This window comes from Labrys methylaminiphilus subsp. lupini, assembly GCF_051161885.1.
Lineage (GTDB): Bacteria > Pseudomonadota > Alphaproteobacteria > Rhizobiales > Labraceae > Labrys.
This window is the reverse complement of record NZ_JBMDIH010000002.1, coordinates 1,682,228-1,708,727: the sequence shown is the minus strand read 5'-3', so window position 1 is coordinate 1,708,727 and position 26,500 is coordinate 1,682,228. Positions and strand designations below refer to the sequence as shown.

The 26,500-nt window shown below is 60.1% G+C and carries 27 protein-coding genes and 1 pseudogene; 7 read left to right on the top strand and 21 right to left on the bottom strand.

The window, feature by feature from the left end; all coding sequences use genetic code 11:
* The first annotated feature begins 303 nt into the window (after positions 1-303).
* From ACN6KF_RS33485 to ACN6KF_RS33470, 4 genes are all read left to right on the top strand, one after another.
* On the top strand, positions 304-513 hold the full coding sequence (locus tag ACN6KF_RS33485) for a cold-shock protein (RefSeq protein ID WP_434961190.1): 210 nt from the start codon (positions 304-306) through the stop codon (positions 511-513).
* Positions 514-648: 135 nt separating this feature from the next.
* Positions 649-873, top strand: coding sequence for a hypothetical protein (locus ACN6KF_RS33480; RefSeq protein WP_434961189.1), 225 nt, complete (start codon positions 649-651; stop codon positions 871-873).
* 36 nt (positions 874-909) lie between these two features.
* Positions 910-1,290: a DUF6481 family protein gene (locus ACN6KF_RS33475; RefSeq protein WP_434961188.1), complete on the top strand. Its 381-nt coding sequence runs from the start codon at positions 910-912 to the stop codon at positions 1,288-1,290.
* A 182-nt stretch (positions 1,291-1,472) separates the two neighbouring features.
* Positions 1,473-1,853 (top strand): hypothetical protein, encoded by a 381-nt coding sequence (locus tag ACN6KF_RS33470; protein WP_434961187.1) that lies wholly within the window; start codon positions 1,473-1,475, stop codon positions 1,851-1,853.
* Positions 1,854-2,360: 507 nt separating this feature from the next.
* Here the strand turns inward: ACN6KF_RS33470 and ACN6KF_RS33465 are convergent.
* Both ACN6KF_RS33465 and ACN6KF_RS33460 read right to left on the bottom strand, forming a co-directional pair.
* A complete protein-coding gene (locus ACN6KF_RS33465) occupies positions 2,361-2,978 on the bottom strand; it encodes an OmpA family protein (protein ID WP_434961186.1) in 618 nt (205 codons plus the stop codon).
* Between the two features lie 2 nt (positions 2,979-2,980).
* Positions 2,981-3,478, bottom strand: a complete 498-nt coding sequence (locus ACN6KF_RS33460; protein ID WP_434961185.1) for a hypothetical protein — start codon at positions 3,476-3,478, stop codon at positions 2,981-2,983.
* A 422-nt stretch (positions 3,479-3,900) separates the two neighbouring features.
* On the opposite strand from ACN6KF_RS33460, the gene ACN6KF_RS33455 reads away from it, so the two are divergent.
* Positions 3,901-4,119, top strand: coding sequence for a transposase (locus tag ACN6KF_RS33455; protein WP_434961372.1), 219 nt, complete (start codon positions 3,901-3,903; stop codon positions 4,117-4,119).
* Between the two features lie 160 nt (positions 4,120-4,279).
* On the opposite strand, the gene ACN6KF_RS33450 is transcribed toward ACN6KF_RS33455, so the two are convergent.
* The 13 genes from ACN6KF_RS33450 to ACN6KF_RS33390 form a co-directional block, all read right to left on the bottom strand.
* Positions 4,280-4,915 carry a PqiC family protein gene (locus tag ACN6KF_RS33450; protein ID WP_434961184.1) on the bottom strand — a complete coding sequence of 212 codons (636 nt, stop codon included), beginning with the start codon at positions 4,913-4,915 and terminating at the stop codon, positions 4,280-4,282.
* Positions 4,915-6,618: a PqiB family protein gene (locus ACN6KF_RS33445; protein ID WP_434961183.1), complete on the bottom strand. Its 1,704-nt coding sequence runs from the start codon at positions 6,616-6,618 to the stop codon at positions 4,915-4,917. The genes ACN6KF_RS33450 and ACN6KF_RS33445 overlap by 1 nt, the downstream gene beginning before the upstream one ends.
* A complete protein-coding gene (locus ACN6KF_RS33440; RefSeq protein WP_434958807.1) occupies positions 6,615-7,886 on the bottom strand; it encodes a paraquat-inducible protein A in 1,272 nt (423 codons plus the stop codon). The genes ACN6KF_RS33445 and ACN6KF_RS33440 overlap by 4 nt, the downstream gene beginning before the upstream one ends.
* 222 nt (positions 7,887-8,108) lie before the next feature.
* Entirely contained in the window at positions 8,109-9,317 is a 1,209-nt protein-coding gene (locus ACN6KF_RS33435) for an HlyD family secretion protein (protein ID WP_434961371.1), read from the bottom strand.
* A 27-nt stretch (positions 9,318-9,344) separates the two neighbouring features.
* Entirely contained in the window at positions 9,345-9,863 is a 519-nt protein-coding gene (locus ACN6KF_RS33430) for a hypothetical protein (RefSeq protein WP_434961182.1), read from the bottom strand.
* Between the two features lie 128 nt (positions 9,864-9,991).
* A complete protein-coding gene (locus ACN6KF_RS33425; RefSeq protein WP_434961181.1) occupies positions 9,992-10,333 on the bottom strand; it encodes a hypothetical protein in 342 nt (113 codons plus the stop codon).
* 1,286 nt (positions 10,334-11,619) lie between these two features.
* Complete coding sequence (locus tag ACN6KF_RS33420) at positions 11,620-12,615, bottom strand: Gfo/Idh/MocA family protein (protein WP_434961180.1); 996 nt, start codon at positions 12,613-12,615, stop codon at positions 11,620-11,622.
* Positions 12,612-13,493 carry a sugar phosphate isomerase/epimerase family protein gene (locus ACN6KF_RS33415; protein WP_434961179.1) on the bottom strand — a complete coding sequence of 294 codons (882 nt, stop codon included), beginning with the start codon at positions 13,491-13,493 and terminating at the stop codon, positions 12,612-12,614. The genes ACN6KF_RS33420 and ACN6KF_RS33415 overlap by 4 nt, the downstream gene beginning before the upstream one ends.
* A gap of 46 nt (positions 13,494-13,539) precedes the next feature.
* Positions 13,540-14,373 carry a carbohydrate ABC transporter permease gene (locus ACN6KF_RS33410; RefSeq protein ID WP_434961178.1) on the bottom strand — a complete coding sequence of 278 codons (834 nt, stop codon included), beginning with the start codon at positions 14,371-14,373 and terminating at the stop codon, positions 13,540-13,542.
* Positions 14,370-15,293, bottom strand: a complete 924-nt coding sequence (locus tag ACN6KF_RS33405; protein ID WP_434961177.1) for a carbohydrate ABC transporter permease — start codon at positions 15,291-15,293, stop codon at positions 14,370-14,372. The genes ACN6KF_RS33410 and ACN6KF_RS33405 overlap by 4 nt, the downstream gene beginning before the upstream one ends.
* A 67-nt stretch (positions 15,294-15,360) precedes the next feature.
* Entirely contained in the window at positions 15,361-16,578 is a 1,218-nt protein-coding gene (locus ACN6KF_RS33400; protein ID WP_434961176.1) for an ABC transporter substrate-binding protein, read from the bottom strand.
* 32 nt (positions 16,579-16,610) lie between these two features.
* Positions 16,611-17,612: an alpha/beta hydrolase gene (locus tag ACN6KF_RS33395; RefSeq protein ID WP_434961175.1), complete on the bottom strand. Its 1,002-nt coding sequence runs from the start codon at positions 17,610-17,612 to the stop codon at positions 16,611-16,613.
* Positions 17,609-18,319, bottom strand: a complete 711-nt coding sequence (locus ACN6KF_RS33390; RefSeq protein WP_434961174.1) for a GntR family transcriptional regulator — start codon at positions 18,317-18,319, stop codon at positions 17,609-17,611. Before ACN6KF_RS33390 ends, ACN6KF_RS33395 begins: the two co-directional genes overlap by 4 nt.
* 131 nt (positions 18,320-18,450) lie before the next feature.
* On the opposite strand from ACN6KF_RS33390, the gene ACN6KF_RS33385 reads away from it, so the two are divergent.
* Positions 18,451-19,521 (top strand): ABC transporter ATP-binding protein, encoded by a 1,071-nt coding sequence (locus ACN6KF_RS33385; RefSeq protein ID WP_434961173.1) that lies wholly within the window; start codon positions 18,451-18,453, stop codon positions 19,519-19,521.
* Between the two features lie 498 nt (positions 19,522-20,019).
* On the opposite strand, the gene ACN6KF_RS33380 is transcribed toward ACN6KF_RS33385, so the two are convergent.
* Positions 20,020-20,373 carry a COG4315 family predicted lipoprotein gene (locus tag ACN6KF_RS33380; RefSeq protein WP_434961172.1) on the bottom strand — a complete coding sequence of 118 codons (354 nt, stop codon included), beginning with the start codon at positions 20,371-20,373 and terminating at the stop codon, positions 20,020-20,022.
* 323 nt (positions 20,374-20,696) lie between these two features.
* Between ACN6KF_RS33380 and ACN6KF_RS33375 the strand changes: the two are divergent.
* Positions 20,697-21,559 (top strand): annotated as a pseudogene (locus ACN6KF_RS33375) (IS3 family transposase); the annotation flags it as partial.
* Between the two features lie 102 nt (positions 21,560-21,661).
* Here the strand turns inward: ACN6KF_RS33375 and ACN6KF_RS33370 are convergent.
* From ACN6KF_RS33370 to ACN6KF_RS33350, 5 genes are all read right to left on the bottom strand, one after another.
* Complete coding sequence (locus ACN6KF_RS33370; protein WP_434961171.1) at positions 21,662-22,885, bottom strand: ABC transporter substrate-binding protein; 1,224 nt, start codon at positions 22,883-22,885, stop codon at positions 21,662-21,664.
* Positions 22,886-22,934: 49 nt separating this feature from the next.
* Complete coding sequence (locus ACN6KF_RS33365; RefSeq protein WP_434961170.1) at positions 22,935-24,020, bottom strand: CobW family GTP-binding protein; 1,086 nt, start codon at positions 24,018-24,020, stop codon at positions 22,935-22,937.
* Positions 24,010-24,342 carry a hypothetical protein gene (locus tag ACN6KF_RS33360; protein ID WP_434961169.1) on the bottom strand — a complete coding sequence of 111 codons (333 nt, stop codon included), beginning with the start codon at positions 24,340-24,342 and terminating at the stop codon, positions 24,010-24,012. The genes ACN6KF_RS33365 and ACN6KF_RS33360 overlap by 11 nt, the downstream gene beginning before the upstream one ends.
* A 105-nt stretch (positions 24,343-24,447) precedes the next feature.
* Positions 24,448-25,329, bottom strand: coding sequence for a polysaccharide deacetylase family protein (locus tag ACN6KF_RS33355; protein ID WP_105865590.1), 882 nt, complete (start codon positions 25,327-25,329; stop codon positions 24,448-24,450).
* Between the two features lie 56 nt (positions 25,330-25,385).
* Positions 25,386-26,480, bottom strand: a complete 1,095-nt coding sequence (locus ACN6KF_RS33350) for an ABC transporter ATP-binding protein (protein ID WP_434961168.1) — start codon at positions 26,478-26,480, stop codon at positions 25,386-25,388.
* Between the last annotated feature and the right edge of the window lie 20 nt (positions 26,481-26,500).

Here is a 26,500-nt window from a genome sequence, read left to right as displayed (position 1 = left end):
GGTTCACCAGGATTATTTTCAATTCCGGGTATATTCTGTCGAAATTTCTGAAATGATTTGGACGGAGATGCAGATTGATTTTCAGTAATTGATCGCATCGTGATGAAGACACCTGGCGCTGAAAACTAAAGGTTGACAATAAGACTCAAGGCTCGTATTTTTTGATATCGATATTTTCTTGCCGAGTTTTGATTTTACGCGGTTGGCCCCGCGTTCTGAACGAACCTCCCTTTAAAGCATCGTTATCACCATCCGCGGCTCTCAAACGCTGCGATTATCAATCTTGCTATGAAGGGGTTTTTCATGACCACTGGCACAGTCAAATGGTTTAATTCCACTAAAGGTTTCGGCTTCATTCAGCCTGACAGCGCCGGTCCAGATGCTTTTGTCCACATCTCGGCTGTCGAGCGCGCTGGCATGCGCGAAATCGTCGAAGGCCAGAAAATCCGCTACGATCTGGAACGCGACAATAAGTCGGGCAAGATGTCGGCCTGCAATCTGCAGGCGGCCTAATCGATCCGGGATCTGCTTTCGCTTGACCACGGATGTACTGGCACTGCCGAAAGCATGAGACCAAGTGAGGTCAGGCAATTTGCCTGACCTTTTTTGTTGCGGCTCTCCTGGAGAGCACCCATCACGAGGATAGAGATGATCGGGGACTACACCAAACCGCGTCAACAAGCCGAGGTTGCCTTCGGCAAAACACAGTCGCAGTTCTTCGCGCGCGGGCGCGCTTTCGAGGAGCTCGATTCGATAACGGTTGCCCGGGATGAAAAAATCCTGAGGCTGCGGGAAGCACGTCTTGCCAGGCAATTGCAGGACGGCATCGAATTGGTTGCCAAGCCAGCCTCGAAACGAACCAGAAAGTCCTGACTTCGGTCAGCAACGCAGTTCAATTGGAATAGAGATTTGAGAAACATCAGAAACGACGAATTTTCTGACCGTCGCAGCAGGGCTATCGACGCAAAAGCAGCTCTCCTGCAGGGCTATCGCGCCGCCAAGGAGGCTGCCGCGCCAAGCCGTGAGACCAGGCAGGCCGAACGAATTGCGATCGCCGAAGCCCGCGAGTTGCGACGCGTCGAACGCGAGCAGATCAAGCTCGCCGAACAAGCCCGACTCGAAGCCGAGATTGCGCAGCGCAGTGCGATAGCTATGGCGGCCGCGAGCGCTGAGGCAGACGCTCGCGAACTGGCTGCCAAGACGCGCATCTCCCGTGTCATCGAGGACGAAGCAGCCCGTAAGGCTGAACGGGACCGCCGTTACGCCAACCGCAAAGCCCGCCAGATCTGAGGGACTCGAACCTAGCGTAGCGGATCGAGATTGTCCGGGCTTGGGCTTGAGACCATCGCATTTTCTGGATCGGATTATCTGGGATCGTAGTTCAACCTGGACTCATATTCTACGAGCCTTCATGCGCCTTCGGCCGCTGTTCGCAAGGCGATCCTGGCAGCGCGCATTTCGTGGAAACGTTCATGGGCGCGGCCAGTCACGCTCTTTTTGCGGCGCCTGTGCCTGACTTCGGCACTGTTGAGCCGATCATCAGGCTTTTGATTCAGCAGATCCACGACATCATGTTGCGCGACCTGCCTGACAAGGCATCTTGCCAGGCAACCGAAAGTCTCGTTTTTGCAACTTGCCGTTCAAGCCCAAGCGGTTCGATCCTTTCAATCGAGGCCGCGCCTCGGAGGTACGATCTGCGACTGGAATATCTCGAACTCGATCTGCGTTCGGATCTGCTCCGCGCTGCCGCGCACGACCACGAAGTGTTCCTTGTCGAAGTATATCGTCGAAGTGTCGCCGTCGTTGCCTTCGACATAGCAGATGCGGCTCACGTTCACTTCGATCAGATGTAGATCATAGCTTCTCTCGAACCTGCAGAATACGGGGATCTTTGCCGCCACCGCTTCAAGGCGATCAGGCGTTTCTGGCGATCCATGCATTTCAACCACCCCACACAAAAACGAGCGCAATGATGGCTCTTCCAAGGCGGAAATGTAGCGAGGCCCGCGCGCAAGTCCAGAATGCCGCAGCGGCAGTTCGTCAAAAAAATGCCCGCCACGCACAAGAGGAATAGCGAGCGGGCAAGGGTCGGAACTGTCGATCTCTCCGGGACGAGAGGACAGCCAAACCGCCAGCACTCGCCAGGAATACCTCGATGTCACGTTGGCTCAGCGTGGAGCACGGATACAACCGAGCTGCATGCTGGATAATAGGGGGCGGGAACGGCCGGCATAGGAAATGGTCGTCATCCCCGACCTCACACCGACCAAACTCTTACATGACATTGCCCCTCGAGCCTTGGGCAAAAAAATTGAGGCGACAGGCCGAAGAGGGATCATCGGCCCGGAGATTTCCATGCGTTACAGTCTCGGCAAAACGAACTCGACGCGCCGGTTCAACGCGCGCCCATCCGGGTTGTCCGTGCCATTATCCAGCGTATTCGCAGCGATCGGGCGGCTGTCGCCGAAAGCCTTTGCCGACAATCTTGCCTTCTCTACTCCATGTTTCACGAGCCATTTCGCGACGGCGTTCGCCCGCTGGAGAGACAGGCCCTGATTATATCGGGCCGAGCCTTTGGAATCGGTGTGGCCCTCGACAACGACTATGCCGGTGGGAATGGATGTAATCAGGCGGGCGATATCGGCAAGCGTCGGTTCGGCGGCCGGCTGTATGGTGGCCTTGTCGAAATCGAACAGGATATCGCCTTTCATGGAAACTGTGACGGTTTTCTCCTCTTGCCGCACAGCAAGACCGCTGTGTTGAGCGGCGAGCCTGTCGGCTTTCGCAGACAGATCCAACACAGCATTATTGAGATCGGACGGCAGGCCCTTGAGATCGGACGGCACGCCCTGGAGATCCAGAATCGTAGCCTTGAGATCACGGATATCACGCTTGTACGAGGGATCTTCCGCGGAAGAGTTGCTTGTGCCAGCCACCATCATGCCCAGCACGAGGGCATACTTGCTTAGGCCGCCCATCGTTATCGATCAGTGAGCTTGATTGCGTCGAGCGTCTCGACACCTGGGATCGTCAACGACACTTCGGTGACGTCTTTTGGTGGAGCGGGAAACCGGCCGTGCCAGGAGCCTGCGATCAGAGAATCCTTGCTGGTTTTGATGATCAGATTGGGATTTGTCAGTGGCTGGTCATTGTTGTCTGTCAGCAGCAGATGCTTCTTGTTCCCGGCAAGAACATAGAAGCTGTTCTCATAGGCGTCCCGGCTGATCGAATCATAGATCCGCTCCAGCTTGTCCGCCACGAGAGGCTTGAAGCGCAGCTTGATCGTCAGGATGTCGCCGTGCCGGACTGCCTCGATCACCTGAGCTTCGGCGGCCCCGCCATTGGTCAAACCCGTGGCCAGGGGTGCGGTCGAAGCAGCCTCGACTTGTGTTTGGGCAGATGCCGTTTGAGCCAATCCAATCACCGCTAGGAAGGTAGCAAGTGTAAAGATTTTTGTAGCAGTTCTGGCCACTTTCACGACAATATTCCTCCGTTCTTCAAAGCTTATGGCTATTCATTCGAATCACGAATCGTATACTCGATAGCTTACTCACGTGCGAGAAATTTTGCGACTTCCTAGAACTCACACGTTTGTCCCTGCTCTGATCGCACCCTACCCGTCTCTAATTGCAGTGACGTGGAATCATCGAAATTTCTGGCTCGGAGTACCTGCGATCAACGCTAGTCGGGAAGGGCAGATGCACCGGATTGAGCCGTATTTTCCTCTTTCGCACGGGGTGTCTCGCGTCGGTGATCGTCGGATCATCAAAGGTGCCGCGTTCATGCTCGACGCCTTGCCCCGGGCCAAAGCCCTGCTTGGTGACAGAGGCTAGGATGCCGGCTGGTTCCGCGCAGCGCTCGCGGAGCGCAAGATTGCCGCTTGCATCCCGTCAAAGATAAATCGGAAGGTGCCGATCCCGCACAACGTCGCGCTCTACCCGCCAGCGCCACAAGATTGAGATTATGTTCGGCAAACTCAAGGACTGGCGCCGCATCCACACCCGTTATGATCGCTGCGCGCATACATTCTTGTCCGCCATCTGCATCGCGGCAACGGTCACCTGCCGGCTCAATCAATGGGGCCTGAGCCTAAACCTGTTGCGTGTGAGTTCCCGTTGAAGCGCGACTTGCAAGCAGGCGAAAGATAGCGCGTTCATCGGCGGGCTGCCATCAGCTCGCGGCGGAAGACCTCGGCCGGGGTTTGGAAGCCCAGGCATTTGCGGGGCGTAAGGTTGGACCAGCCTCGCTTATGCGGGGTAGTTTAATTGCGTCCGGAAAACTAAAATCGCCGATGAGAGCGTATCGGGCGGAGCAGTTCTTGTTCCCGCCCTAGCTTGGCGGCGATGTGTCCGGCGAGCTGGTCAAGGGCCGAGCTCATCGCCTCGACTTGGGCGGGGGCTCCGGTATCGGCCGGGGGCACGGCGATGCTGGCCTGGGCGGCGGCACCACGCCCGCCATTGCGGTAATGCAGCCGCCATTGTGCCTGCAGCATGACCACGCCCTCGGCATTGGTATCGAAGCGGCTCACCGAAAGTTCGAGGCTGGCCGCTTCCTTGCCCGACACGGTCTGGCTGGTGGTCACCAGCGAGCCGGCGGGCAGGCGCCGGCGCAAATTCTCGGCGAGCACGCGCTGCACCATGGAGCCCATCGGCTCGCCCCAGCGTTCGAACTCGGAGACGCCGAGCTGGACGTCGCCGGAGCGGCGCACCAACTGGGGCCGATCGAGATATTTGGCGACATCCACCGTTTCGATCGACAGCGAGACCGGCCGGCCCGCAACCTTATGCCCGCTTTGGGCGGCCAGGGTATAGATCTTGGCCGCCGGCGAGGCGCAGGCCGAAAGTAAAGCCAGAGCCAGGCCCAGGCCCGCGAGGGCCGCGATGCGTCCAGAACGACGGAAGGAGGAGAACGGCATCAGTTGCTTCCTCTGGTCTTGCCCCGGATCAGGGATTCGGGGTGCTGCTGCATATAGTCGGTGAGCACGCGAATGGACCGCACGGCATCGTCGACCTGCGACATCAGGCGCGTGAGGTCGCGCTTGAAGCTGGACGAGCTGCCATAGCCCTGGTCGAAAGAGCCCAGGGTGGAATTGATGCGTTTCATCGACTGCTGGGCGGTGTCGAGCACCGGCTGCAGCCTCTGCATTGCCGGGGCGAGATCGGTCTTGGCCTTGTCGATCAGCTCCCGCGCCGAGGTGAGGGCGCCGGCGAGCGAGCGCAGCGATTCCTTGATCTCCGGTCCGGCGGCAAGGTCCTGGAACGACTTCATGGTGTCGTTGGCCTGGACCACCAGTTTGTCCAGCGGCAGTTTCGAGATGCGGTCGAGGATGTCGTTGACCGAACGCAGGGCGGAGTCGAACTGGTTCGGACTGGTCGGGATCACCGGATAGATAGCGCCGGTTCCCAGTTCCGCCGGCCCGGCCTTGGGATCGATGTCGAACGACACCACGCTCTGGCCAGTCAGGTAATTGCTGGTCTTGATCTCGGCGCGCAGGCCCTTGGCGACCAGCGATTTCAGCACGGTTTCGGGATTGATCGGGCCGTCCGCGCCGACGATCTGGATGCGCTGCGGCTCGATTTCGATCAGGACGGGCGCGCGCGGCGCGTTCTTGCCGATGTTGTATTGCAGGCTGACATCGATGACCTCCCCGATCTTGAGGCCATGCCACTCCACGTTGGAACCGGCGGCAAGGCCGCCGACCGAGGAATCGAAATAGACCAGATAGCGCAGGCGAACGGTATATTTGGCCTCGTCGGCACTGGCCTGGTCCCGGTAGAGGGTGAAAGCCGTCTTGGGAGCGGCGCGCTCGTTCGAAAGCACGTCGGCCGGTGTGTCGAAGGCGATGCCGCCCGCGAGCAGGGCCTGGATGGAATCGAGCTGGAGCCGAAAGCCCTGGGGACCGGTGGTGAGGGAGACCCCGGAGGCATTCCAGAAATTGGTACTGGTGCGCACTTCCTTGTCATAGGGATCCCTGACGAAGGCGCGGATGGTGATGCCGTCAGCGAGGTTGGAGGAATCGTAGCCGAGGACCTGACCGACCTCGAGGCCGCGATGGAAGATCGGCGACCCCGCGCTGATCGAGCCGATCTGCGTGGTCTTGAGCGCAAATTCCGTTCCGGGCGCGTCGGTGGGAATGACGGGAGGCAGCTCGAGGCCGGCGAAGCTGTCGGCTGTCGTGCCGGCCTTGCCGGGATCGAACTCGATATAGACGCCGGAAATGATGGTCGACAGGCCGGAAATACCGGAACTGGCCGACAGGCGCGGCCTGACGACCCAGAACAGCGTGCCCTCGCGCATCAGCGGTTCGGCCTGCTTGGTCATATCGGCGGCGACGATGACGTGGCTGCCGTCCGGCGCAAGCGCGACGCTCTTCACCGTGCCGAAGACGATGGCCTTGTAGCGGATCTGGGTCTTGCCCGGCTCCAGCCCTTCCGCCGTGCGCATGGTGATGGTGATCACCGGCCCCTTCTCCGACAGCGTGACCCAGCCCAGATAGAGCGCGATCCCGGCCGCCACGATCGGGATGAGCCAGATCGCGGACAGGCGGCGGCGGCGCGGCGGATCGATATCCGGCGTGGCCGTGTCACTGCCGTTCTTGGAGGCGTCGGAGTCGGTCAATGGCCCTTCTTTCCTGTGTCGCGGCGCAAGACATCCCACATCAGCCGTGGGTCGAATGATTCGGAGGCGATCATGGTGATGATCACCACGCTGGCAAAGGCGATCGCCCCGATGCCGGGCTCGATGGTGGCGATCTCGCCCAGCTGCACCAGGGCAACCAGGATCGAGATCATGAAGATGTCGATCATCGACCAGCGTCCCACGAACTCGATGATCCGGTAGAGCACTGTCCTGTCCTGCAGACGCCAGGTCGAGCCGCGCTGGGTGGTGATCAGCAGCATCGTCAGGCCCGCCAATTTGAGCACGGGAACCAGGATCGAGGCGAAGAAGACCAGGGCGGCCAGTGGCCACAAACCGGCATCGGCCAGGGCGATGACACCGCTGATGATGGTATCGGGCTCGCCATGCCCGAGCGAGATCACCGTCATGATCGGGAAGAGATTGGCCGGTATGTAGAGGATGGCGGCGCTGATCAGCAGGGCCCAGGTTCTGGTGAGGCTGTTGGGCTTGCGTTGATGCAGGGGCGCCGAACAGCGTGGACAGGCCGCGTCATGGCCTGAAGCGGGCAGGTTCGACACGAGCCAGCAGGATTCGCACAGGGCGGTCGGGCGGCTCGGATCCACCCGGGGAGGATGGGGAGCCACGCCCTTGCGCGCAAAGCTGCGCCAGATGGTTTCGTCGTCCAGGAGGGAGCCGGTCGCCACCGTCACCAGCATCAGCGCCACCACGGCGAACACGGCGGGGCCGAGATCGACGTGTGCGAGATCGATCAGCTTCACATAGGCGACGAGAAGGCCGAGCATATAGACTTCGATCATCGCCCAGCGGCCGACGAAACTGGCGCCGCGATGAACGAGCGGCAGCCAGCGCGGCGGGCGCCGCATCCTCAGCCCGGTCAGGACCGTGAGGCGGGCGAGAATCTGCAGGCCCGGCGCCACCAGCATGGTGAAGGCGACGACGATTCCCAGTTCCCACAATCCCTGGTCGTAGAGCGCCTTGATGCCGGTGACGAGGCTGGCCACCTGCGCGCGCCCGGATATTTCGAGCTTGATGAAGGGCAGGAAATTGGCCATGGCGAAGCAGATGGCACCGGCCCAGCTATAGGCGTAGGCGTGACTCAGCGAGATGGCGCGATAATGCTCCATCGTGGCGCCGCAGCGCGAGCAGCGCGCGCGCATGCCGTCCTGGAGCGGCGGCACGTCATGCAGCAGCCCGCAATCGTGGCACTCCATGATCTGGGTGGAGCTTCGCGTCGTCGGGGTGATCACCCGATCTGTCCGGCCGGCTACCATGTCACCGTTGCACTCGAATCACAAAAGAACTCCGGCCCTGCCGCAACGTCATTTTGCCAATGGAGACGATGAATCTCCCCTGAAGTCTCTCTTCGAGCCGATCGCAAATCCGATGTCTTAATATCGAACGGCTCTTTCCTAAACGTTCGCAAGCGGACAACTGCATTGCCGCAATACGCTTCTGCCGGTCCTTTGTTATTAATGCCCACCACTCACAACCAAGGTTTGCACGGGCAGAAGCATGGCTTGGATCCGCAGGATCATGGCGTGTACCAGACCGACCGTGTCAACGATATGGAGAAAGAGCCAACGTCCCGAGCTGATATCTTGCGCGGCTAACGCGTCATGATTGTTGGTATAGACATTGGCTATGCAGTTACCACCGGGCGGTACGTCTTCTAATTGCTCGGCATAAAGCGGTTCTAGATAAGCAGTGATGGATCCCGGCGGTCCTACCTTCTGGACGTCGATCAACTGGTCTGTGGGACGAAACTGTCCGGTAGCGACGACATCTTGAACCAAGGTTACTTCCATTGGAATAATAGTGAAGGGTTTACCTATACAGGTCGCTTCGGCGATCATGCCGACCTTCAGTACTTGAGCCTCGATCTGATCAAACCCAGCTACGAGCGCGGTCCGTCCTGCTCCGGCCGGCACCAGAATACCTGCCGGTCGAAACGTTGTTACCACGTCACCCGGTCGTAACGTGAATTGCTGCAGAGTGCCTGCGATGCCAGCGCGCACGAGTTTCTTGTCCAACTCAACCTGTGCCTGCGCCAAGGCTGCCTCGCTGCTCGCCTTTTGCGCTGGCAGAAGCGTGGATATCTGTGCTTGGAGGGTCTGCTTATTCGCTCTGGCGGCATCGGCTGCCCCCCTTAAGCCCTCAACGGAAACGTGCAGGCGTTCAATTTCTCGTACGGCGACTACGTCGGCATTGCGTCGCATGAGCTCCTGCTTTGTCTTCAGTTCGTCAAAAGCTTGTTGATAAGCTCCTTGCGCCTGCTGAATTGTCCCGTCTGCAGCTCCTAGTTTGGTCGAAGTTACAATTATCTGAGCATCGATTTCAGCGATCCTGCGCTTGGCGGCCTCCACAGCGGCTTTCTGATCTGAGTCATCGAGCTGAAACAGCGGATCTCCGGCCAGGACCTTTTCATTGGTGTTGACAAACACCTTCGCCACTCTTCCGTTTCCTTCCGGTAGAATCGAGACGGTGCGGTAAATGGTGGTGGCGTACTTGGTCGAAGGGTGGAAGTAGAAGATCAGTGTGATTAACGAAACCGTCAGAATCACACAGGCGCTGATTCCCCACCGCAATTCATACCAAACAGAATAGAGAGTAATGTCACGACCAATACGCTTGTTCTGAACATAGCGGCGAACTAGATAATCGGGAAGAATCGTCAACATCGAGCACAGCAATAGCTCAAACACCGTTTAGTTTCCTTTGTTCAACGGAGGTGCGTTAGGCACTCCTTCGGGCGCAGGGTCATGCTCGTCGTGATTAGGATTCAGGTCAGATGCTGAGCGAAGGGGCAATTCGGCTGGGCGGTTCGGGGTGACGCCGCTTAATGGATCACGAACAGGGGTTGGATTTTCCTGATGTTCGTCATGTTGTTCGGCGATCTTTGCAAGAGAACCCGCGATGGATGCGAGCGGGGTAGAGAAGTCGGGAATACGGATGAGAGCCAGCAACAAGCCGGCGATCCAGAAAAAATGGTTGTGCGTGAAAAGAGAAATCAAAACCAGAACGGCAACAACTTCCATTTGGACTAAGTTGGTTCTGTGCGCCATCCGTTCGGGAAGGGCATGGAGCTGGAAGTAGAGGTTGCCAATGACGAGGATTAACACCAGCATGACGACGACCATCCCGCTGAACAGGACGTCGGTTTCGCCAGGTGCGGTGATAAAAAACGGCAGATGGTCTAAAGCAGACCGATGAATTCTTCCGTCCAACGAGATCGCCCCTTAGTTTTCGATTTGCCCCATCTAAGTGGCCTTGGGGGGGCTGTCTTGCCATTTCGCGCCAGCACTCAGCGCTTCGATAGCCCTTACAGATCAAGTCGACATAGCGAACGACACAATCAAATGCACTCGTGCGTGGTTCCGAGAAATTGGGCAAATTCGTTGCTGAACAGGCGCCGAGCGCGCTTCTTCACAGCGGGAAGGCCCTCGATCAGGTCACTGGCAGTATCGCTGCCATTAGCGTCCTTAAGGATGACATTGTATTCAGCCACGTCATGCCCTCCCGTGCATGCCGGCAACAAGTTCAGGTGCTGGCGTGCGCCCTTGGCGGCCCGCAAAGCGGCAAACACCGCCTCCACGACGCGTTTTTCATCCGGCTTACGTGCCCGGTTCAGGCTCTCCGACAACAGGCGGATCGTTTGGTCGATGGCCTCGACATTCTGGGAATTGGCAGGGCGCAAAAATGAATTGTTTCATGATCGTTCGTCCAGGGTTGGAATGACCGGGCCAGCCGGCAGGTCGGCCCGGATCGGCTCTCAGAAAGCCCGGTTCCCTGGAGGGGCCGGGCGAGTTGGCAACGTGCCATAACGCATAAGCCCGCCGCTGCTTCTCATTTGCCAGAATATCGATACAGGCATATTGATCTAAATCGGGTTGCGGATCGCGAGGGATCAATACTCCGTGGTGGGAATGCCTTGACCTCCGCCAACGCCCCATTTCCCGCTTTTTTACTTGTTGCAAGTGCGCAACAAGGCACCCTAGGAGAACGGGCGGGATAAGCGCCTTCTCCCGACCGGTCGCTTTCGTAGGGAAGTCTTTTGGGCTCTCGTTCGCTTGCACGGTGCCACATCGGCGATTTTAATGCTGACCGTTTCTTCGCGGGTTTCTTCTATGTCGTCGCTCTGTATTTCGTGAGAAATATCCAAGCGCTGCTTGTAATATGTCGTCGAAGCAACACACAAGTCAGTATTTTTTGGCTGGTCATTTCGTGCGAATTTGTCTTTTTTATTTTTCAATGAAGCCACTCCACATTCAGAATGAATCAGTTGTCGGAGTACTGGGTCAATTAAAGGGTCGCAGTGCACAGCGACGGCGCAATCTTCACTTATAGGCCATGCGGTCACAGCTGCTTTGACATGAATCAAATGGCCCCGCGCCGGTACGCAGAACCTGGCTCGTCATGAGCAGGCTCGCCGAGCGTGCTTTGCTGCGTGGTCAATAACGCTCACTCGTGGCAAGGGGCGGCGATCACCAAACGGCTCGACCGGCTCGATCATCACAGAGTGCGGTTTAGGCGCGATCTTGGAATCGCAGTCGAGTCGCCCGCAATTTTCATGCGCTTCTGGCCGGGCACAACACCGGCTTTGCCGGAGTCTACTGCGTAAGCCACTCGCGCAAAACTTGGCGAGAAGTTGGATTCCTTCGTTATCGAGTTCGGTTGTCGGCTGGCCAAGAAGCCAAAGCTACGACAGGAGATTGGCGAGGACCTGCCAGGATCGATCACCTACCAGACAGCCACGACTTAGCCACACTTTCTGGCATTAAGCCTTCCGGAGCAGGATGCGCAATTGTGGGCCGGAAATCGTCGCCATCGTCCTGCTGGGGACGGGCAAGACTGCAATTTCCGCAGATGCATTGATATTTTCTTGAGCGAGAGCGGCGATGAGCGCCTGGCTCGAAGTTGTCCGCATCCGCACCGCCGCAGGACGAAGCCTCCAAGGATTGCATTCCAGGTCTGTTCTCGATGTCAAAGATCGAGGGCTTTGCGGAGAGCTTCCAGCCGTTCCATCGCAACAACGCCGTCGTGGATGGTCGGAGCAGGCGTGTTTTCCCCCTTGAGCCCTGGGACAACGTCAGCAAGGAGGGCATGGTATCCCTTGAAATCCTCGTTGGCGGCTGCAGTGAAATTGGGTTTCCAGGTCAAACTGTCCTGGGTGTCGGTGAGGGTTGCCGCTGCATCGGCTGCCTTGAAAGGGGGATCTCGGTGCCAACGCACCTCCACCACATCTTCGATCTCCAAACGTTGATGATCTCCCATGACGTCGATCCGCTCGACTGGCGTGCCCCGGGACTGGATCGTGCCCATTGCTACGGTGCCGATGGCGCCGCAATCGAAGTCCAGAGCAATGTGGAACAGTACGCGGCCCGGCGACTTCTCCACTTTGCGTGCTGTCAGGGCGCTGACGGGCGAGACGAGGTGGGAGACTAGATCCATGTAATGCACACAATGATGCAGGAAAAAGCCGGTGTAATCGACGCTGCCGGCGAAATAGCCGGGCGCCGTCATGTAGTAGCCGGTGAGACCAAGAACGGGGCCGAAACGGCCGGATTTCAAGATGTTATGTGCAATCTTGTTCCCCACTGAATAGCGTTTCATGAAGCCAACAAGCAGGGGCTTGCCAGCCTTTTCGGATGCTTGACGCAATAGGCGAGCCCCCTCGGCCGAGCCTGAGGGAGGCTTTTCCATGAAAACGGGCAGTCCGTATTCCAGCGCAGCCTTGCCGAAGGAAAGGTGCTGGTCGGGGCCGACGGCCATGCCGACGGCATCGATGCCGGGCGTGCGGATCAACTCCGTTGCGTCGGTGAGGAGCGTCGAAACGCCGAATTGGCGGCCGGCATCGGCCAGGCGCTTGCCGTCGATGTCGCAAAGGGCTGCGATTTTGACGTCGTGGCGTGCGAGCTGGGGCAACAGCATCTGGGTGGCGTGCACGCCACAGCCGATCCAGCCGATATTCAAGGTCATCTGCGAAATTCCGTCAGCGAGATATGGGAGCGGATGAAGGAGGCTGAGGCGGCGAGGCGTTCGCTCTCGTCCTCATGTGGCGCGCGCCATTGTGCCAGGGGCACGCCGAAACGATCATCGTTGCGCCGGAAGGGTTCGAGTGAGATGGGGCCGCTATAGTCGATGTCGTGAAGGGCGCGGCAGACGTCGACCCAGTCCGTGGCGCCCGTTCCCGGAAACCCGCGATGGTTCTCATTGGCCTGGAAATGCACGAGAAGAGATCCGGCAAGGCGAATGGCTTCCGAGATGGAGGCTTCCTCCATATGCATGTGGAACGTGTCGAGCATCAACCGCACAGCGACATGGTCGATGGCATGGAGTAATTCCATTGCCTGCTGCGTGGTGCACAGCACGTCGCTTTCGAAACGGTTCAGGGGCTCGACGGCGAGGGTAACGCCAAGGCGTGCGGCATGATCGCCTGCTTCCCTCAGGCCGACGACACAACGCTGCCTGCGGGCGAGGCGCTCGGTCTCGGAGACCGGCTGGGGGGCACGGCCGGCAAAGACGAGTGGATTGCCCGTCAGGGGGCCACCCACCACTGTCGCGCCGAGTTCTGCCGCGCAGTCGGCGGCATATTTCAAATAATCGATGCCGGCTCGGTGGCTGGCCGCATCTTCCGAAGATAGGTTGCGCTGCAGATTGACGCGAGCCGCCAACACCACCCCGAGGCCTGCATCGGCCAGCGCTGCGCGCGCCGCCGCCAGGTCCATTTCCCCGGGCTCGGGCACCAGGAGCTCGACGAAGTCGTAGCCGAGTTCCTTCATGCGAGTGAAGAGGGGAAAATGCTCGGCAGCAAAGGGCCGGGCATATTGCATCGATATCAGGCCGATAGGATTCATTGTATCATTTCACGGTTTGCAGAGGGCAGGCGCGGCGTTGGCTTCATCATCCCTTCACCGCTCCTTGGGTCAGGCCGCCGACCAGGCGTTTCTGCACGATGAGGAAGAGCAGCGTCGCAGGCAGGGCACCGACCACGCCGCCGGCAGCGAGCAGCCCCCATTCGATCTGGTATTCGCCGATCAGGGTCTGGATCGCCACGGTCACCGTGCGCACATTCTTGCCGCCCAAAGTGAGCGCGTAGAGGTACTCGTTCCAGGCGGTGATGAAGATGTAGATGCCGGTGGAGATGATGCCGGGCATGGCAAGCGGCAGCACCACCCGGCGCAGCGCCGCCAGGCGCGAGCAGCCGTCGATCATCGCCGCTTCGTCGAGGCTTCTGGGTATGGCTGCCACATAGCTCGTCAGCATCCACACCGCGAAGGGAATGGCGACGGTCGCGTTGGCCAGGATCAGGCTGACATGGGTGTCGAGCAGGCCGAGCCGGCGCATCAGCACGAAGAGCGGCAGGATCAGCAGCACCACCGGGAACATGTTCACCAGCAGGAATTGCAGCATGATCGCCCTGCGGCCGAGGAAGCGAAAGCGCGAGAAGGCATAGGCGGCTGTGACCGAGACGCCAAGGCCGACGACCACCGTGCCGAGTGCGATGATCAGGCTGTGGCCCATATTGCCGAGGAAGGAGGTCTGCTCGAACAGGCGGGTGTAATTGTCGAAGCTCCAGCCGATGGGCGAGAGCGAAACCCCGCTCGCCGCGATGCGCTCGGACGGTGTGAGCGAGGTCAGGATCATCCAGGCGAAGGGCCCGAGCGCGAAGAGCACGATTGCCGCCACCGGCAGGTCGGTCGTCAGGATGCGCCGGAGGGTCGATGGTTTGTTCATCGCTCGACCTCCTTCATGGTGCGGATGATGTAGATGGCGACGAAGGCTCCAAGGAGGACGGTGAAGGTCACTGCTATCGCCGTGCCGTAGCCGAAATCGAGATTTTGGCGGGCCTTGATGAAAGCGTAGAGCGGCAATGTGTGCGTCGCGTAGCCGGGACCGCCGCCCGTCATCACGAAGATGACGTCCATGGAGTTGGCGACCCAGATCACGCGAAGCAGCCCGGCCGTGGCCAGGACGGGTGCTATGCCGGGCAGGGTGACGTTGACGAACTGACGCCAGGGCGTGGCACCGTCGATGGATGCAGCCTCGTACTGGCTGCGTGGAATGCCCTGCAGGCCAGCGAGGATCATCACGGCAAAGAAGGGGAAGCCCTGCCAGGTGAGCGTGGCGATCACGGCGTAGAGCGCGACATTGGGATCGGCGAGCCAGGGTACCGCACTCTGGATCAGGTGCACGCTGAGCAGCATGTCGTTGAGCACGCCGGTGTTGGGGTCGTAGATCCAGCGCCACATCAAGGCGATGACCACGCTCGGCAGCGCCCAGGGGATGATGATCATCGCGCGGGCCAGACCCCGCCATGGAAAGTCTCGATTGAGCAGCAGGGCGGTCATCAGGCCGAGCCCCATCTGCAGCGGTACCGTGAGGCCGATCCAGACCACGGTGTGCCAGAATGCGGTCCAGAACACCGGGTCGGCAAACAGTTTGATGTAGTTACCGAAGCCGACGAATCTGGCGGCATTGGGCTTCCACAGCACGAGATCGAACAGGCTCGTGTAGATGGCCTCGATCATCGGGACAAAGACGACGACGAACACCACCAGCAGAGCCGGCGCCAACAGGGCATAAGGCATTAGACGCGCCCGCAGGCGGACCGCGAATTCCCGATCGAGCTGGGAGGTGGAGGAATGCAGCGACATGGCTCGGCGTCGTAGTGGGAGAAAAAGAGGACCTTCTGCACGATGGACAGAAAGTCCGGCACCTTGCCTAGTTTGCAAACAGCGTCTGTAATTGCTGCATCATCTGCTCGGGCGTCGCCGCGCCCGTCAGGGCCTGCTGCATGTTGGTCTGCCAGGCCGTGTTGACGAATTCGGTCGTGGCTGGCGTCTGCGGCAGCACCGAGGCGAAGGGCAGCGACTGCACGGTGACATCCACGAAGCGCCGCTGGTGCAGTGTCCAGTTGGCCGAACCCGACTTGGTCACCGTCATCTGGCCCGTGGCCTTGTTGAACTCGACATTGTTCTGTCCCTCCGCCAGGAAGGAGATCCATTTCCAGGCAGCGTCCTTCACCTGCGAGGAAGAGAAGAGCGCCAGCGATTCATCGCCATAGGAGGTCCACTGCTTGCCGTTGCAGGCTGGAGCGGGGACCGCCGAAACCTTGTCGCCCAGGGCTTTGACGAGGTCGTTGGACGAGCCGACATGGTGGATGGTCATCGCGGTCTTTCCGGCCTTGAAGGCCGCAATGATTTCCTGGAAGCCGTCATTCGGCGCAGAGGGTGGAATCGACTTGTCCTCCCGGAACATGTCGACCAGCCATTTGTTGGCGGCAATCGCCTCCGGCGTGGTCAGGCCGCCCGGCTCGAGCTTGGCGCCCTTGGAAAAGACGAAGGTGCCCCACTGGTCCCAGCCGCCCTTGCCGCCGCGCAGGCCGAAGCCATAGGTGTCCGGCGCCTTGGTGAGCTTCTTGGCGTCCTCGCGGAATTCGTCGCAGGTCTTGGGCGGTTCCAGGCCGGCGGCCTTGAACAGGTCGGCGCGATAGTAAAGATAGAGAACGACATATTGGATCGGCAGGTAATATTGCTTGCCGTCCGGTCCCTTGTTGAGATTGAGGAGATTGTCGAGCAGGTCCGCCTTGCCGGGCCAGGCATCGATGCGTTCGCCGATCGGCTCCAGGGCTCCCATCTCGACGAGGCGGGGCTGGGCGAACAGCTTCACCATGGCGGCGTCGGGCGCATTGCCGCCGACGATCGCCGTGTAGAGATTGTCGTAATAGGAGTTCCACGGCACGTTTTCGGCTTCGACCTTGATGCCGGGATTGGCCGCCTCGAATTTCTTGATGAGGTCATCCATCGGGTTGGCCGGATTATCGAAATGATACCAGAAGCGCACGGTCTGCGCCTTGGCCGCCCCGAGCATCATGCTGGCGCTCAGGGCACAGGCGACACCGAGCGCCTTCAGCATTTTCTTCAGTCCTGTCCTCATCATTTCCTCCCGAAGAATGTGTTTTTGGTGCCGGTTCACGCCGGCTTGATCATTGACTTTGCCGCTTGGGCCGCGGTCTTGAGGGCGTTGCGGGCCGCGCTCAGCCCGGCGCTCATCTGCAAAAATCCGTGCGTCACACCCTTGACGATGTGTATGTCGGCCTGCCGCCCCACCGATCGCAGGCGCGCCGCTAGGTTGAGCGTGTCGGACAAGAGCGGATCGATCTCCGCGGCCAGAAGGAAGAGGGGCGGCAGGCCAACTAGTGCCTCGTCACTGGCATGAAGGGGCGAGGCGAGCACCGTCTGGCGTGCCTTCGGGGCGGGCAGATACCAGTTCCAATAGCGCTGCATCCGCGCCGTGGTCAGGCCAGGACCCTCGGCAAAACGTCGATAGGAGGGTGTCTCGAAATCAGCGTCGTAGACGCCGTAGAAGAGCAGGGCACCGTCGGGCAGGCTGCGTCCGTCGGCCTGGCGATGAAGCATGGCGGCGAGCGCCAGATTGGCGCCGGCGGAGTCGCCCGCCAGCAGCAGCGGACCTGGACGGATGCCGAGTGCAACGGTGTGATCGAAAACGCGGCCGATACAGGCAATCACGTCGTGCAGCCCCGCCGGGAAAGGATGTTCCGGGGCCAGGCGGTAATCGGGCAGGAGAACGGGCAGGCCGGTCTCGATGGCAAGAACCCGGGCGCAACGCTCATGGGTCTGCGGGCTGCAGAAGGCAAAGCCGCCGCCATGGACGAAGATCAGTGCACCGGCTCCCGCCTCCGGCGGGATAAGCACCTTGACGCGGCAATCGGCTGACGAGAATGTCGGATCCGCAGGAACGACGAAGTCGCCCGTAAAGGCCATTGCCGGCAGATCGCGGTTCCAACGCTGGTTGAGTTGCGCGGCAAGGGCCCGACCCTCTGCCGGCGGTAGCAGCGTCGTATCCGGCTGCGGGCCGATTTCATCATCAATGGCGGCCAGGAGGCGTGCCAGTTCCGGATCGAGCTGGCCGGGCAGCTGTTCGACCGCCGTATTAGGGATTGGGGCATTCATTGCCCCGCTCCAGGAAAAACGTTGGGCCCGAAATCGACGATGGTCGCGATATGATGCTCGAGAGAGGTCACGGCCGCGGCGCTGTTGCCGGCCTCGATTGCGCCTACCAGCGGCCGATGACGCTGGGCCGTCAGCACGAGATCGCGCTGGCCTTGCGTGCGCGAAATCTTGAAGCGATGGTTGTGGATCAGGCAGCGATGCAGGATCGGATCCAGGGCGGGCAGGTCTGCATCGTGGAATAGACGGCGGTGGAAGTCGCGGTCGAAGGCGGCGAGCCCCATCTCGTCATCCTCCCGCGCGGCCTCCTCCATGGCCTCGACCAGTGCCTTCAGATCGGAAAGCAGGCCGCGGCTGGGGTTGCGCAAGGCGCGCAGCACGCCGGCACATTCGATCTGCTTGCGGACGCGGAACATCTCAACGGCTTCGTCCGCCGTGCAGTCTGAGACCTGCGTGCCGCGATGGCCGCGCCGGTGCACCAGCCCTTCCTCCTGAAGCTGCAGCAGGGCCTCCCGCACCGTGCCCTGGCTGCAGCCGAAACGGGCGGCAAGTTCCAGTTCCACCAGGGGTTCGCCGGGAGCGAGTTCGCCGAGCATGATGTCGTGCTTGAGGGCGTCGAAGGCGATCGCCGAGCGGGCGACAGGGCTCGGCCGGCCGCCCTTGGCGCGCAATGCCGGGTTGAAACGCCGAGATGCTGGCCGCTCGCTCATGTCTCCCCCTTGTGCTGGCGCCATCTTGAGAGTGTTCGCATACCTCTTGCAATTATCATTATTGATATTGATAATCAGGTCAAGAGCTGGAATGGCCTCGCTTGTCGCAGGCAGTATCGGGGGAAAACGCAATGGCGGGCATTGGCCTCAGGGATATTCGCAAATCTTACGGCACCCATACGGTGATCCATGGTGTCGACCTCGATATCGCCGAGGGCGAATTCCTCGTACTGGTCGGTCCTTCGGGTTGCGGCAAATCCACCTTGCTGCGCATGGTCGCCGGGCTCGAAGAGATCACCGGTGGAGAGATGCGCATCGGGGACAGGGTGGTGAATGCGCTTACGCCCGCAGAACGCAACATCGCCATGGTATTCCAGGATTACGCGCTCTATCCGCATATGACGGTCGCCGAGAACATGGGATTTGGGCTGCGCATGCGCGACCAGAACCCGCAAATGATCGACCAGCGCGTGAGACAGGCCGCTGAAACCCTGAAACTGGCACCCTTGTTGGAGCGTCGACCGGGGCAATTGTCGGGAGGGCAACGTCAGCGTGTCGCCATGGGGCGGGCCATCGTTCGCGATCCTCAGGCTTTCCTGTTTGACGAACCGCTTTCAAATCTCGACGCTGGCTTGCGGGTAGAGATGCGCCTTGAGATCGCAAAGCTCCACCGTCGCATCCAGGCAACCACGGTCTATGTCACGCATGACCAGGTCGAGGCGATGACCCTGGCCGACCGTATCGTGGTGATGAATGCGGGCCGCATGGAACAGGTCGGCCCTCCGCTCGAACTTTATCACCATCCGGCAAGTCTGTTTGTCGCGCGCTTTATCGGCAGTCCGACCATGAATACCGTGGAGCTGCGGCTGAATGGTGATGGCGAGCTCTCAGTCGGTAGCGCCAAAATTGTCCTGCCATGGCTGTCGCTAGCTCCCAGAACGTCCGTCATCCTCGGCATTCGGGCGGAGGACCTTTCACCCTGCGACGCCTCCCAAGCCTGGTTCACCGGCGAATTGGCGATGGTCGAACGTCTCGGCGGGCAGACTTTCGGTTATCTCGATCATGGCAGTGACCGGATGATTACGGTCGAATTTCCGCGTCACAGCGCCGTGAAAGTGGGGGATAGGGTTTCCGTAAGGGGCGAGGGGGATGCCCTGCATCTTTTCGATGGGAGCAGCGGCACACGGCTAAAGCCGGACTGACCGGTTACCTGGTCTTCCCGCTCCAGAATCTCGAACCAAATTGCAGCAATTCCTGTTGACGCGGGATTCCGACAATCCGGCATCCTGCTCGGTATGGGGCAACAATGAGGGCTGGCGGCTAACCCCGACGGAAGCGTCCAGCAAATAGAGCGCCCGTTTGACCATGGCGGGAGCAAAACTTTGCGCGTAAGGATCCGGGCGAAAAGCGGCGAAGGTTGCCTATCGGATGCCAGGTGGAAGGGCCTTTCTCAGCAAGCGCCGTGAGGCTCGACAAGCGACCCTGTAGATAATGCTCGGGCCTTCCACTTGGGTACCTGAAATCTTGCCCTCTTCCGCCTCTAGGCTTCTTGCAGCTTGATATTTTGGCTGCTTGAAAAAAGGCACGATCGTCTTTTTCGGTCTTGGATTTGAGATTACGAACGGAATTCACGCAGTTGGGGCCAATTCGGCTCCGTTACGGCGTGGGGAAAAGTCGGCTAATCTGCCTCGCTGGATCAGCTATTCGCTGATAACGTGCCAGACACCGCCGATGCCGTCGCCGGTCTTGTCGCCCTTCTTCTTGTCTGGCGCGTAGAAATAGACTGGTTTGCCGTCATAGCTCCATTGCAGTGAACCATCCGTCCGCTTTACGGCTGCCCAGCCTTCGCCCATTTTCTCGCCAGCCTTGGCGACATATGGAGGCCACTTTGCCGCGCAGCCGCCATAGCACGACGGCTTGCCACCGGTGTCCTTGTCAAAGACGTATATCGTCATACCGTTTCTGGCCGTCAGCGTCGTTGCGGCGCTCGCCTCTGGGGCCAATGGCAGAGACAACATTAGCAAAGATGTGGCGAGAGCGAGTAAGGTCTTCATCGAATGACTCCTCCGTGGAGTGGTCCGTTTTTTTCGGGCCGCTTCCTCTCAAATATCAAGGACGTCCATAAACACCGCAGATACGCTTTTATTCATAGGCGTCGGCTGTTTCGGTGGGTGACGCGCGTTTCGTCAAGTAAAGCCGGGAAAGAAATCGACCCTGATGCGAGACCTGGCGATTCCAAGCTGTCTTAGAGCGTCCTGGAAACCGACAACCATCTCGCGCGGCCCCGAGATGTAAAAGATACGCTCGCGGAAATCCGGGATTTCGCGCTTGATCAAAGCCTCGCCAATCTTCCGCCGAACCGAAGGACGCGTCAGCGAAAATTCTAAGGCCTGGTCGGAAGCGCAAGCTCGTGAGCGTGATATGTATGGGAGTGGAGCGTCTCGATCCGCAGAGCTTGCGGTGCTCTGGAGTTCGATCGCTCGACCTATCACTACCGGTCACGCAAACCCGACCAGGCCGGCATCGCAGCCCGGATCAAGGAGTTCTGCCAGACACGGGTCCGGTATGGTTACAGGCGTGTCCATGTCATGCTCCAGCGCGAGGGCTGGAGCATCAACATCAAGAGAACCATAGATTTACAAAGAGTTGGGGCTGCAGCTCAGGAACAAGACATCCAAGCGCAGGGTCAAGGCGAAGCTTCGCGACGACCGCGCGCCGGCGGCCCGCCCGAACGATGTCTGGGCGATGGACTTCGTCCATGATCAATTGGCGACCGGCAAGAAAATCCGCATTCTGACCGTCGTTGATACCTTCTCGCGTTTCTCGCCGGTGGTCGACCCCAGGTTCAGCTACCGGGGAGAAAACGTGGTCACCACACAGGAGCGCGTCTGTGCCAAGGTAGGTTATCCCAAGACGATAAGGGTTGATCAGGGCTCGGAATTCGTCTCGCGAGATTTGGATCTCTGGGCCTATGCCAAGGGCGTCACGCTGGACTTCTCGCGGCTCGGCAAGCCCACGGACAACGCCTTTATAGAGGCTTTCGATGGGAGGTTCCGCACCGAGTGCCTGAACACGCATTGGTTCCTGTCGCTTGCAGATGCTGCCGAAAAGATGGAAGATTGGCTCAGATACTACAATGAGGTTCGGCCGCACGGTGCGATAGGCCATAAGACCCCGATCTCGTTGCAGAACTCCGGTGGTGCCCCCAAATGGGCGCGGATCAAACAGACCCTGCACTAACTTCAAACCGGACCAGTCATTGGGATCCGGCCACCTTTACGACAGAGTCATCGCAGTTAATTCGATCTGATCGAGACGTTTTTCTATGCATGACAGCGGACACTAATTGGCGGTTACCAATCGCGACCACCGCCGCACCAGATAATTGTGCTCGTCCATCGTCGTGTTCCAAACGGCGATCGAATTGGCGCGCTGCCGGTAGGATCCACCATCGCGCGCGGATCCGGCCTTGATGGTGATGGTTCCGTCCGGACCGGGCAACTCAGTCTGTGTCGGCAGGCCCTCATACCAGTAGGCCCACTCGTCTGGTGTCAGATAAGCCCGAACGCGGGCGGGGATGGACATGTAATAGCCCTGGCGTGCCATCACCGCGCCTGGCCAGCCGGACAGCCACCAGTTCAGATAGTCATAGGCGACGTCGAGCATGCGCCCCGATAGGTTGCTCGAAAGGCACAGGCCGCCGTGCCAGGCTCGATAGCCTTCGCGGGGCACGGCCTCCATGACCGGCACGTTGCAATGGCGCAGGGCGGTGATGCCGGGGGACCACATGCTCTGGATGACGACACCGCCATCGCGCATCAGGCCGGCGGCTTCCGCCGCGGTCTTCCAGAAACCGGCGAAAAAGCCGGCCTTGCGCCGTTCGATCAGGATGCCCAGCAGAGTGTCGATCTCCTCGATCGACATGTTGCCGATATCCTCGAAGCTCATCAATCCCAGCGATTGGGCGGCGAGAGCCGCGTCGAAAACACCGATCGCCGGCTCATCGACCAGAGCTGCCTTGCCATGCCAGTGCTCGTCGAGCAGGGCACCCCAGGAGACGATCTGCTCGGCATCGCCATTGGCGAGATCTGGTCGGAAAGCGAAGGAATCGAAATTATGGGTGGTCGGCAGCATCGAAAGCCAGCGCGACGGCGTCGGGCCCAAGGCACGGTTGGGCTGGACGAAGAGCTTGGTCACGGGGGCATCGCCGAAACCGACGCGGGCCCCTGGATCGAGCCGACCTGTCTTGGTCAGGTCGGTGATTTCGCCCCAGAGCGGGATGCGCGTGAGATCGATGGGTTGGATGGCGCGCCAATACCAGACGATGTCGAGGTTGTGGAAACACTGGTCATAGACATCATAGCTGCCCGGCTCCGCCGCCGCCTTGTGCTGGGTGGTGATGAAGTCCTGGGTATCGAAGACGACATTGATCCCCAGATCGGCTTCTGCCCTGAGGCGCAGTTCCTCCAGATGCGAAATCTCGGTTCCCAATACCCGCAGGGTCGGCCGTTCCGTGAGATGCAAGGCGGGTGCCGAGAACTTTTCTTCCGATGCTGCCCCCTTCATGGGAAGCTCGGATAACGGAGCTGAGACAATGGCATTCGAAATCGCTTGATCATGATTGTTGCGACACTGGAGCCGCCAATCTGTTGAAGGCTGCCAGGGAGCGCCGGATCAAGCTGGAATCGAGGTCATCCACGATGAAAACGATGCGCGAGCGTCGATCGCCATCGGGCCAGGCCTGCATATGCACGGGTGTATGCACCAGATGCTGCACCCCGTGGATTGCCACCGGGGCACTCTCGCCCGCAAGGTTGAGCATGCCCTTCACCCGCAGGATGCGATCGCCATGCCGGTTGAGGAGCATGGTCAGCCAGATGCCGAAGGCCGTCCAGTCGAGCGGTTCATCGACCGTGACCACGAAGGAGCGGATACGCTCGCCATGCCGTGTACGGTCGCCTGAACCATGTTCGTGCCCGGGCTGGCTGGTTGTTTCGGGGGTGAGCGGATCGTCGCTTTGAAAGGTCTGGCGGAACCATTCGCGGGTCGAGCGCTCCGGTTGGCCTGCAGCAGCGAAGTCATTTTGACTGAACAGAGCCGGGGCGTCGAAATCCCGCTCGGCCGACCGCAGGATCGGTGCATCCGGATTGAAGCGCCGAAGTCGATTGAGGAGCCGGGCAATTGTCACTTCGTCGGCGATATCGGTCTTGGTGAGCACGAGCCGGTCGGCGATCGCGGCCTGGCGTGTCGACTCGACATGGTTCTCGAGCTGGAACTGGCCGTTCACTGCATCCACCGTTGCAATCACCGTGCCCGGCCGGAAATGATGCCGCAGGACGGGATCTGCCTTGATGGTCGACAGGATCGGGAAGGGATCGGCCAGGCCGGTGCTCTCGATCACCAGCCGGTCGAAGGGTGGAATGTCGCCACGCGCCCGCTTGGCATGGATATCGCGGATCGCCTGGGCCAGTTCGCCGCGTATCGTGCAGCACAAGCACCCCGACGGCAGCAGCACCATGGTCTCGTCGATGGGTTCGAGTAGATGGTGGTCGAGCCCGATTTCACCGAATTCGTTGATCAGCACGGCCGTGCGCGCCATGGCCGGGTCCGACAGCAGCCGTCGCAACAACGTCGTCTTGCCCGAACCGAGGAAGCCGGTGAGGAGGTGGACCGGGGTGAAGGCCGGGACGTCATCCGCCATGGCGCTTCTCCATGGCCTCGATCACCGGCAGGGAGAGCGGATCGCAGGCGCGCCGGACCAGCCTTTCGGCCGCGGGCCACAGATGGCCGAGATCGTCGATGATCTCGGTCTTGCCGGTTTTCGTCGACAGCAGGAAGGAAGCGCCCTGCCAATCGGAGAGGGTCATGCCGAAGGGTTCCAGAACCTGGCAGGCAATGCGCACGCGGTTCATGCGCTCACGGCGGCGATCGATTCTGTCGCCATTGCGCGTGAAGACGCCCGGCCGGGCCACCGCATCGGCCCAGTGCTCATTGCCACCCAGAATGCCGCAGAGCGAACACATGCAGATCTTCCCCGTTGCGGCGCATTTTTTCGACTTGAAAGGGCTGTCGCCCTTTCCCGACAGCATGGATGGCCGGGCCCACGATAGGGGACCCGGCCTCCCTCGTCACTTCTTGCGCGGGAAGCGGCGGGCGAAATCGTCGGCCATTTCGTTCATGGTGACGAACTTGACGCCGGGATGCTTGGCCATATGCGCATAGAGGCGCTCCAGCATCATCAGGACCTGCGGGCGGCCCGAGACGTCGGGATGGATGGTGATCGGGAAGACGGCATAATCCATCTCGCGATAGACCCAGTCGAACTGGTCGCGCCAGAGCTGCTCGATATCGTGCGGGTTGACGAAGCCGTGACTGTTGGGCGCCTTCTTGATGAACATCATCGGGGGCAGATCGTCGAGATACCAGGAAGCCGGGATTTCGATCAGGTCGGTTTCATGCCCCCGCTTCAGCGGCACCATCCAGTCCTTCGGCTTGCCGGAATAATCGATCTTGGTCCAGGAATCGCCGACGCGCACATAATAGGGCGTGAAGTCGTTGTGCATGAGCGAATGGTCGTATTTGATGCCGCGCTCGAGCAGCAACTCATTGGTGACGTTGGAAAATTCCCACCACGGTGCCACATAGCCGGTGGGACGCTTGCCGGAGAGCTTGGTGACGAGATCGATGCATTTGTCGAGAATCTCGATCTCCTGTTCGCGCGTCATCGCGATCGGGTTTTCATGGGTGTAGCCATGGATGCCGATTTCATGGCCGGCGTCGGCGACGGCCTGCATCTGCTCGGGAAAGGTCTCGATCGAGTGGCCTGGAATGAACCAGGTCGTCTTGATGCCGAAGCGTTCGAACAGCTTGACCAGGCGGGGCGAGCCGACCTCGCCGGCGAAAAGGCCGCGCGAGATGTCGTCCGGCGAATCCTCGCCGCCATAGGAACCGAGCCAGCCGGCGACCGCATCGACGTCGACGCCGAAGCCGCAGAGTATTTCCTTTGCCATGGGTGAGGTCTCCTCATTTCATGTTGAAATCGATGTTTTCTTGAAAGAATGGTCTGTCAGGCGGCTGGAATGACGGTCGCCTCGGCGGCATTCCAGGCCAGCACGACTTCACCGCCGGGAGCGAAGAGGCCCGGCGGGTATTTTTCGACATGCGCTTCCAGGGAGATCGCCCGGCCTCCCGGAAGCTCGACGGACAGATGCGAGATGTGCCCGACGACATCGAGGCGACGGACGGTCGCGGCGATGGTATTGCCCATCTCGGTGACGCGCCCATCCGAGGCCGAACGAACTTCTATGGCTTCGGCCGGGACGACGATCTTGGCGGCACTGCCATTGGCCAGCCTGCCGTTCGCCGTGCCGCGCAGGATGCCGAGCGGGGTATCGACCACCACGCGCCCGTCCTCGACACCGCCAATGGAGCCGTCGAGAATGGTGTTGCGGCCGATGAACTGCGCCACGAAGGGTGTGTTCGGCCTTGTATAGAGTTGGTGCGGCGGGCTGATCTGTTCGACGCGTCCCTGGTTCATCACCACGATGCGATCGGAAAGAGCCAAGGCCTCGGATTGGGCATGCGTGACGAAAACGAAGGTGACGCCCAGCCTTTTCTGCAGGAGCTTCAATTCGTTCTGAATCGCCTTGCGCAGATTGGCATCGAGCGCGCCCAGCGGTTCGTCCAGCAAGAGGATATCGGGTTCGACGACGAGGCCGCGCGCCAAAGCGATACGCTGGCGCTGGCCGCCGGAGAGCTTGTCGGGACGCTTGTCGGCGACATCCTCGAGGCCGAGCGTGTCCAGGATGCGATCGACCTTCGCGTCGCGCTCGGCTTTCGCCAGTCCCTTGACCTCGAGGCCATAGCCGATATTGCGGCGTACGGTCATATGGGGGAAGAGCGCGTAGTTCTGGAAGATCATCGATGTCGGGCGCCGTTCTGGCGGCACGTCGTTGATGCGCGTTCCCCTGATCAGCATGTTGCCGGACGAGATGGATTCGAAGCCGGCGATCATGCGCAAGGTTGTCGTCTTGCCGCAGCCGGAAGGCCCCAGAAAGGCGATGAACTCTCCCTTGGCGACGGCCAGGTCGAAACCGGCGACGGCGGGCGTGCCGTTGTCATAGACCTTGCCGACCTTGATGAGTTCGAGATCGTGGATCATCGCTTCGTGCTCCGCGGGAA

Coding starts and splice junctions, on each gene's coding strand:
- ACN6KF_RS33485 (WP_434961190.1), top strand. CDS start 304: ATGACCACTGGCACAGTCAAATGGTTTAATTCCACTAAAGGTTTCGGC.
- ACN6KF_RS33480 (WP_434961189.1), top strand. CDS start 649: ATGATCGGGGACTACACCAAACCGCGTCAACAAGCCGAGGTTGCCTTC.
- ACN6KF_RS33470 (WP_434961187.1), top strand. CDS start 1,473: ATGGGCGCGGCCAGTCACGCTCTTTTTGCGGCGCCTGTGCCTGACTTC.
- ACN6KF_RS33465 (WP_434961186.1), bottom strand. CDS start 2,978: ATGGGCGGCCTAAGCAAGTATGCCCTCGTGCTGGGCATGATGGTGGCT.
- ACN6KF_RS33450 (WP_434961184.1), bottom strand. CDS start 4,915: ATGCCGTTCTCCTCCTTCCGTCGTTCTGGACGCATCGCGGCCCTCGCG.
- ACN6KF_RS33435 (WP_434961371.1), bottom strand. CDS start 9,317: ATGTTGACGATTCTTCCCGATTATCTAGTTCGCCGCTATGTTCAGAAC.
- ACN6KF_RS33420 (WP_434961180.1), bottom strand. CDS start 12,615: ATGACCTTGAATATCGGCTGGATCGGCTGTGGCGTGCACGCCACCCAG.
- ACN6KF_RS33415 (WP_434961179.1), bottom strand. CDS start 13,493: ATGAATCCTATCGGCCTGATATCGATGCAATATGCCCGGCCCTTTGCT.
- ACN6KF_RS33410 (WP_434961178.1), bottom strand. CDS start 14,373: ATGAACAAACCATCGACCCTCCGGCGCATCCTGACGACCGACCTGCCG.
- ACN6KF_RS33405 (WP_434961177.1), bottom strand. CDS start 15,293: ATGTCGCTGCATTCCTCCACCTCCCAGCTCGATCGGGAATTCGCGGTC.
- ACN6KF_RS33400 (WP_434961176.1), bottom strand. CDS start 16,578: ATGATGAGGACAGGACTGAAGAAAATGCTGAAGGCGCTCGGTGTCGCC.
- ACN6KF_RS33395 (WP_434961175.1), bottom strand. CDS start 17,612: ATGAATGCCCCAATCCCTAATACGGCGGTCGAACAGCTGCCCGGCCAG.
- ACN6KF_RS33390 (WP_434961174.1), bottom strand. CDS start 18,319: ATGAGCGAGCGGCCAGCATCTCGGCGTTTCAACCCGGCATTGCGCGCC.
- ACN6KF_RS33385 (WP_434961173.1), top strand. CDS start 18,451: ATGGCGGGCATTGGCCTCAGGGATATTCGCAAATCTTACGGCACCCAT.
- ACN6KF_RS33380 (WP_434961172.1), bottom strand. CDS start 20,373: ATGAAGACCTTACTCGCTCTCGCCACATCTTTGCTAATGTTGTCTCTG.
- ACN6KF_RS33370 (WP_434961171.1), bottom strand. CDS start 22,885: ATGAAGGGGGCAGCATCGGAAGAAAAGTTCTCGGCACCCGCCTTGCAT.
- ACN6KF_RS33365 (WP_434961170.1), bottom strand. CDS start 24,020: ATGGCGGATGACGTCCCGGCCTTCACCCCGGTCCACCTCCTCACCGGC.
- ACN6KF_RS33360 (WP_434961169.1), bottom strand. CDS start 24,342: ATGTGTTCGCTCTGCGGCATTCTGGGTGGCAATGAGCACTGGGCCGAT.
- ACN6KF_RS33355 (WP_105865590.1), bottom strand. CDS start 25,329: ATGGCAAAGGAAATACTCTGCGGCTTCGGCGTCGACGTCGATGCGGTC.
- ACN6KF_RS33350 (WP_434961168.1), bottom strand. CDS start 26,480: ATGATCCACGATCTCGAACTCATCAAGGTCGGCAAGGTCTATGACAAC.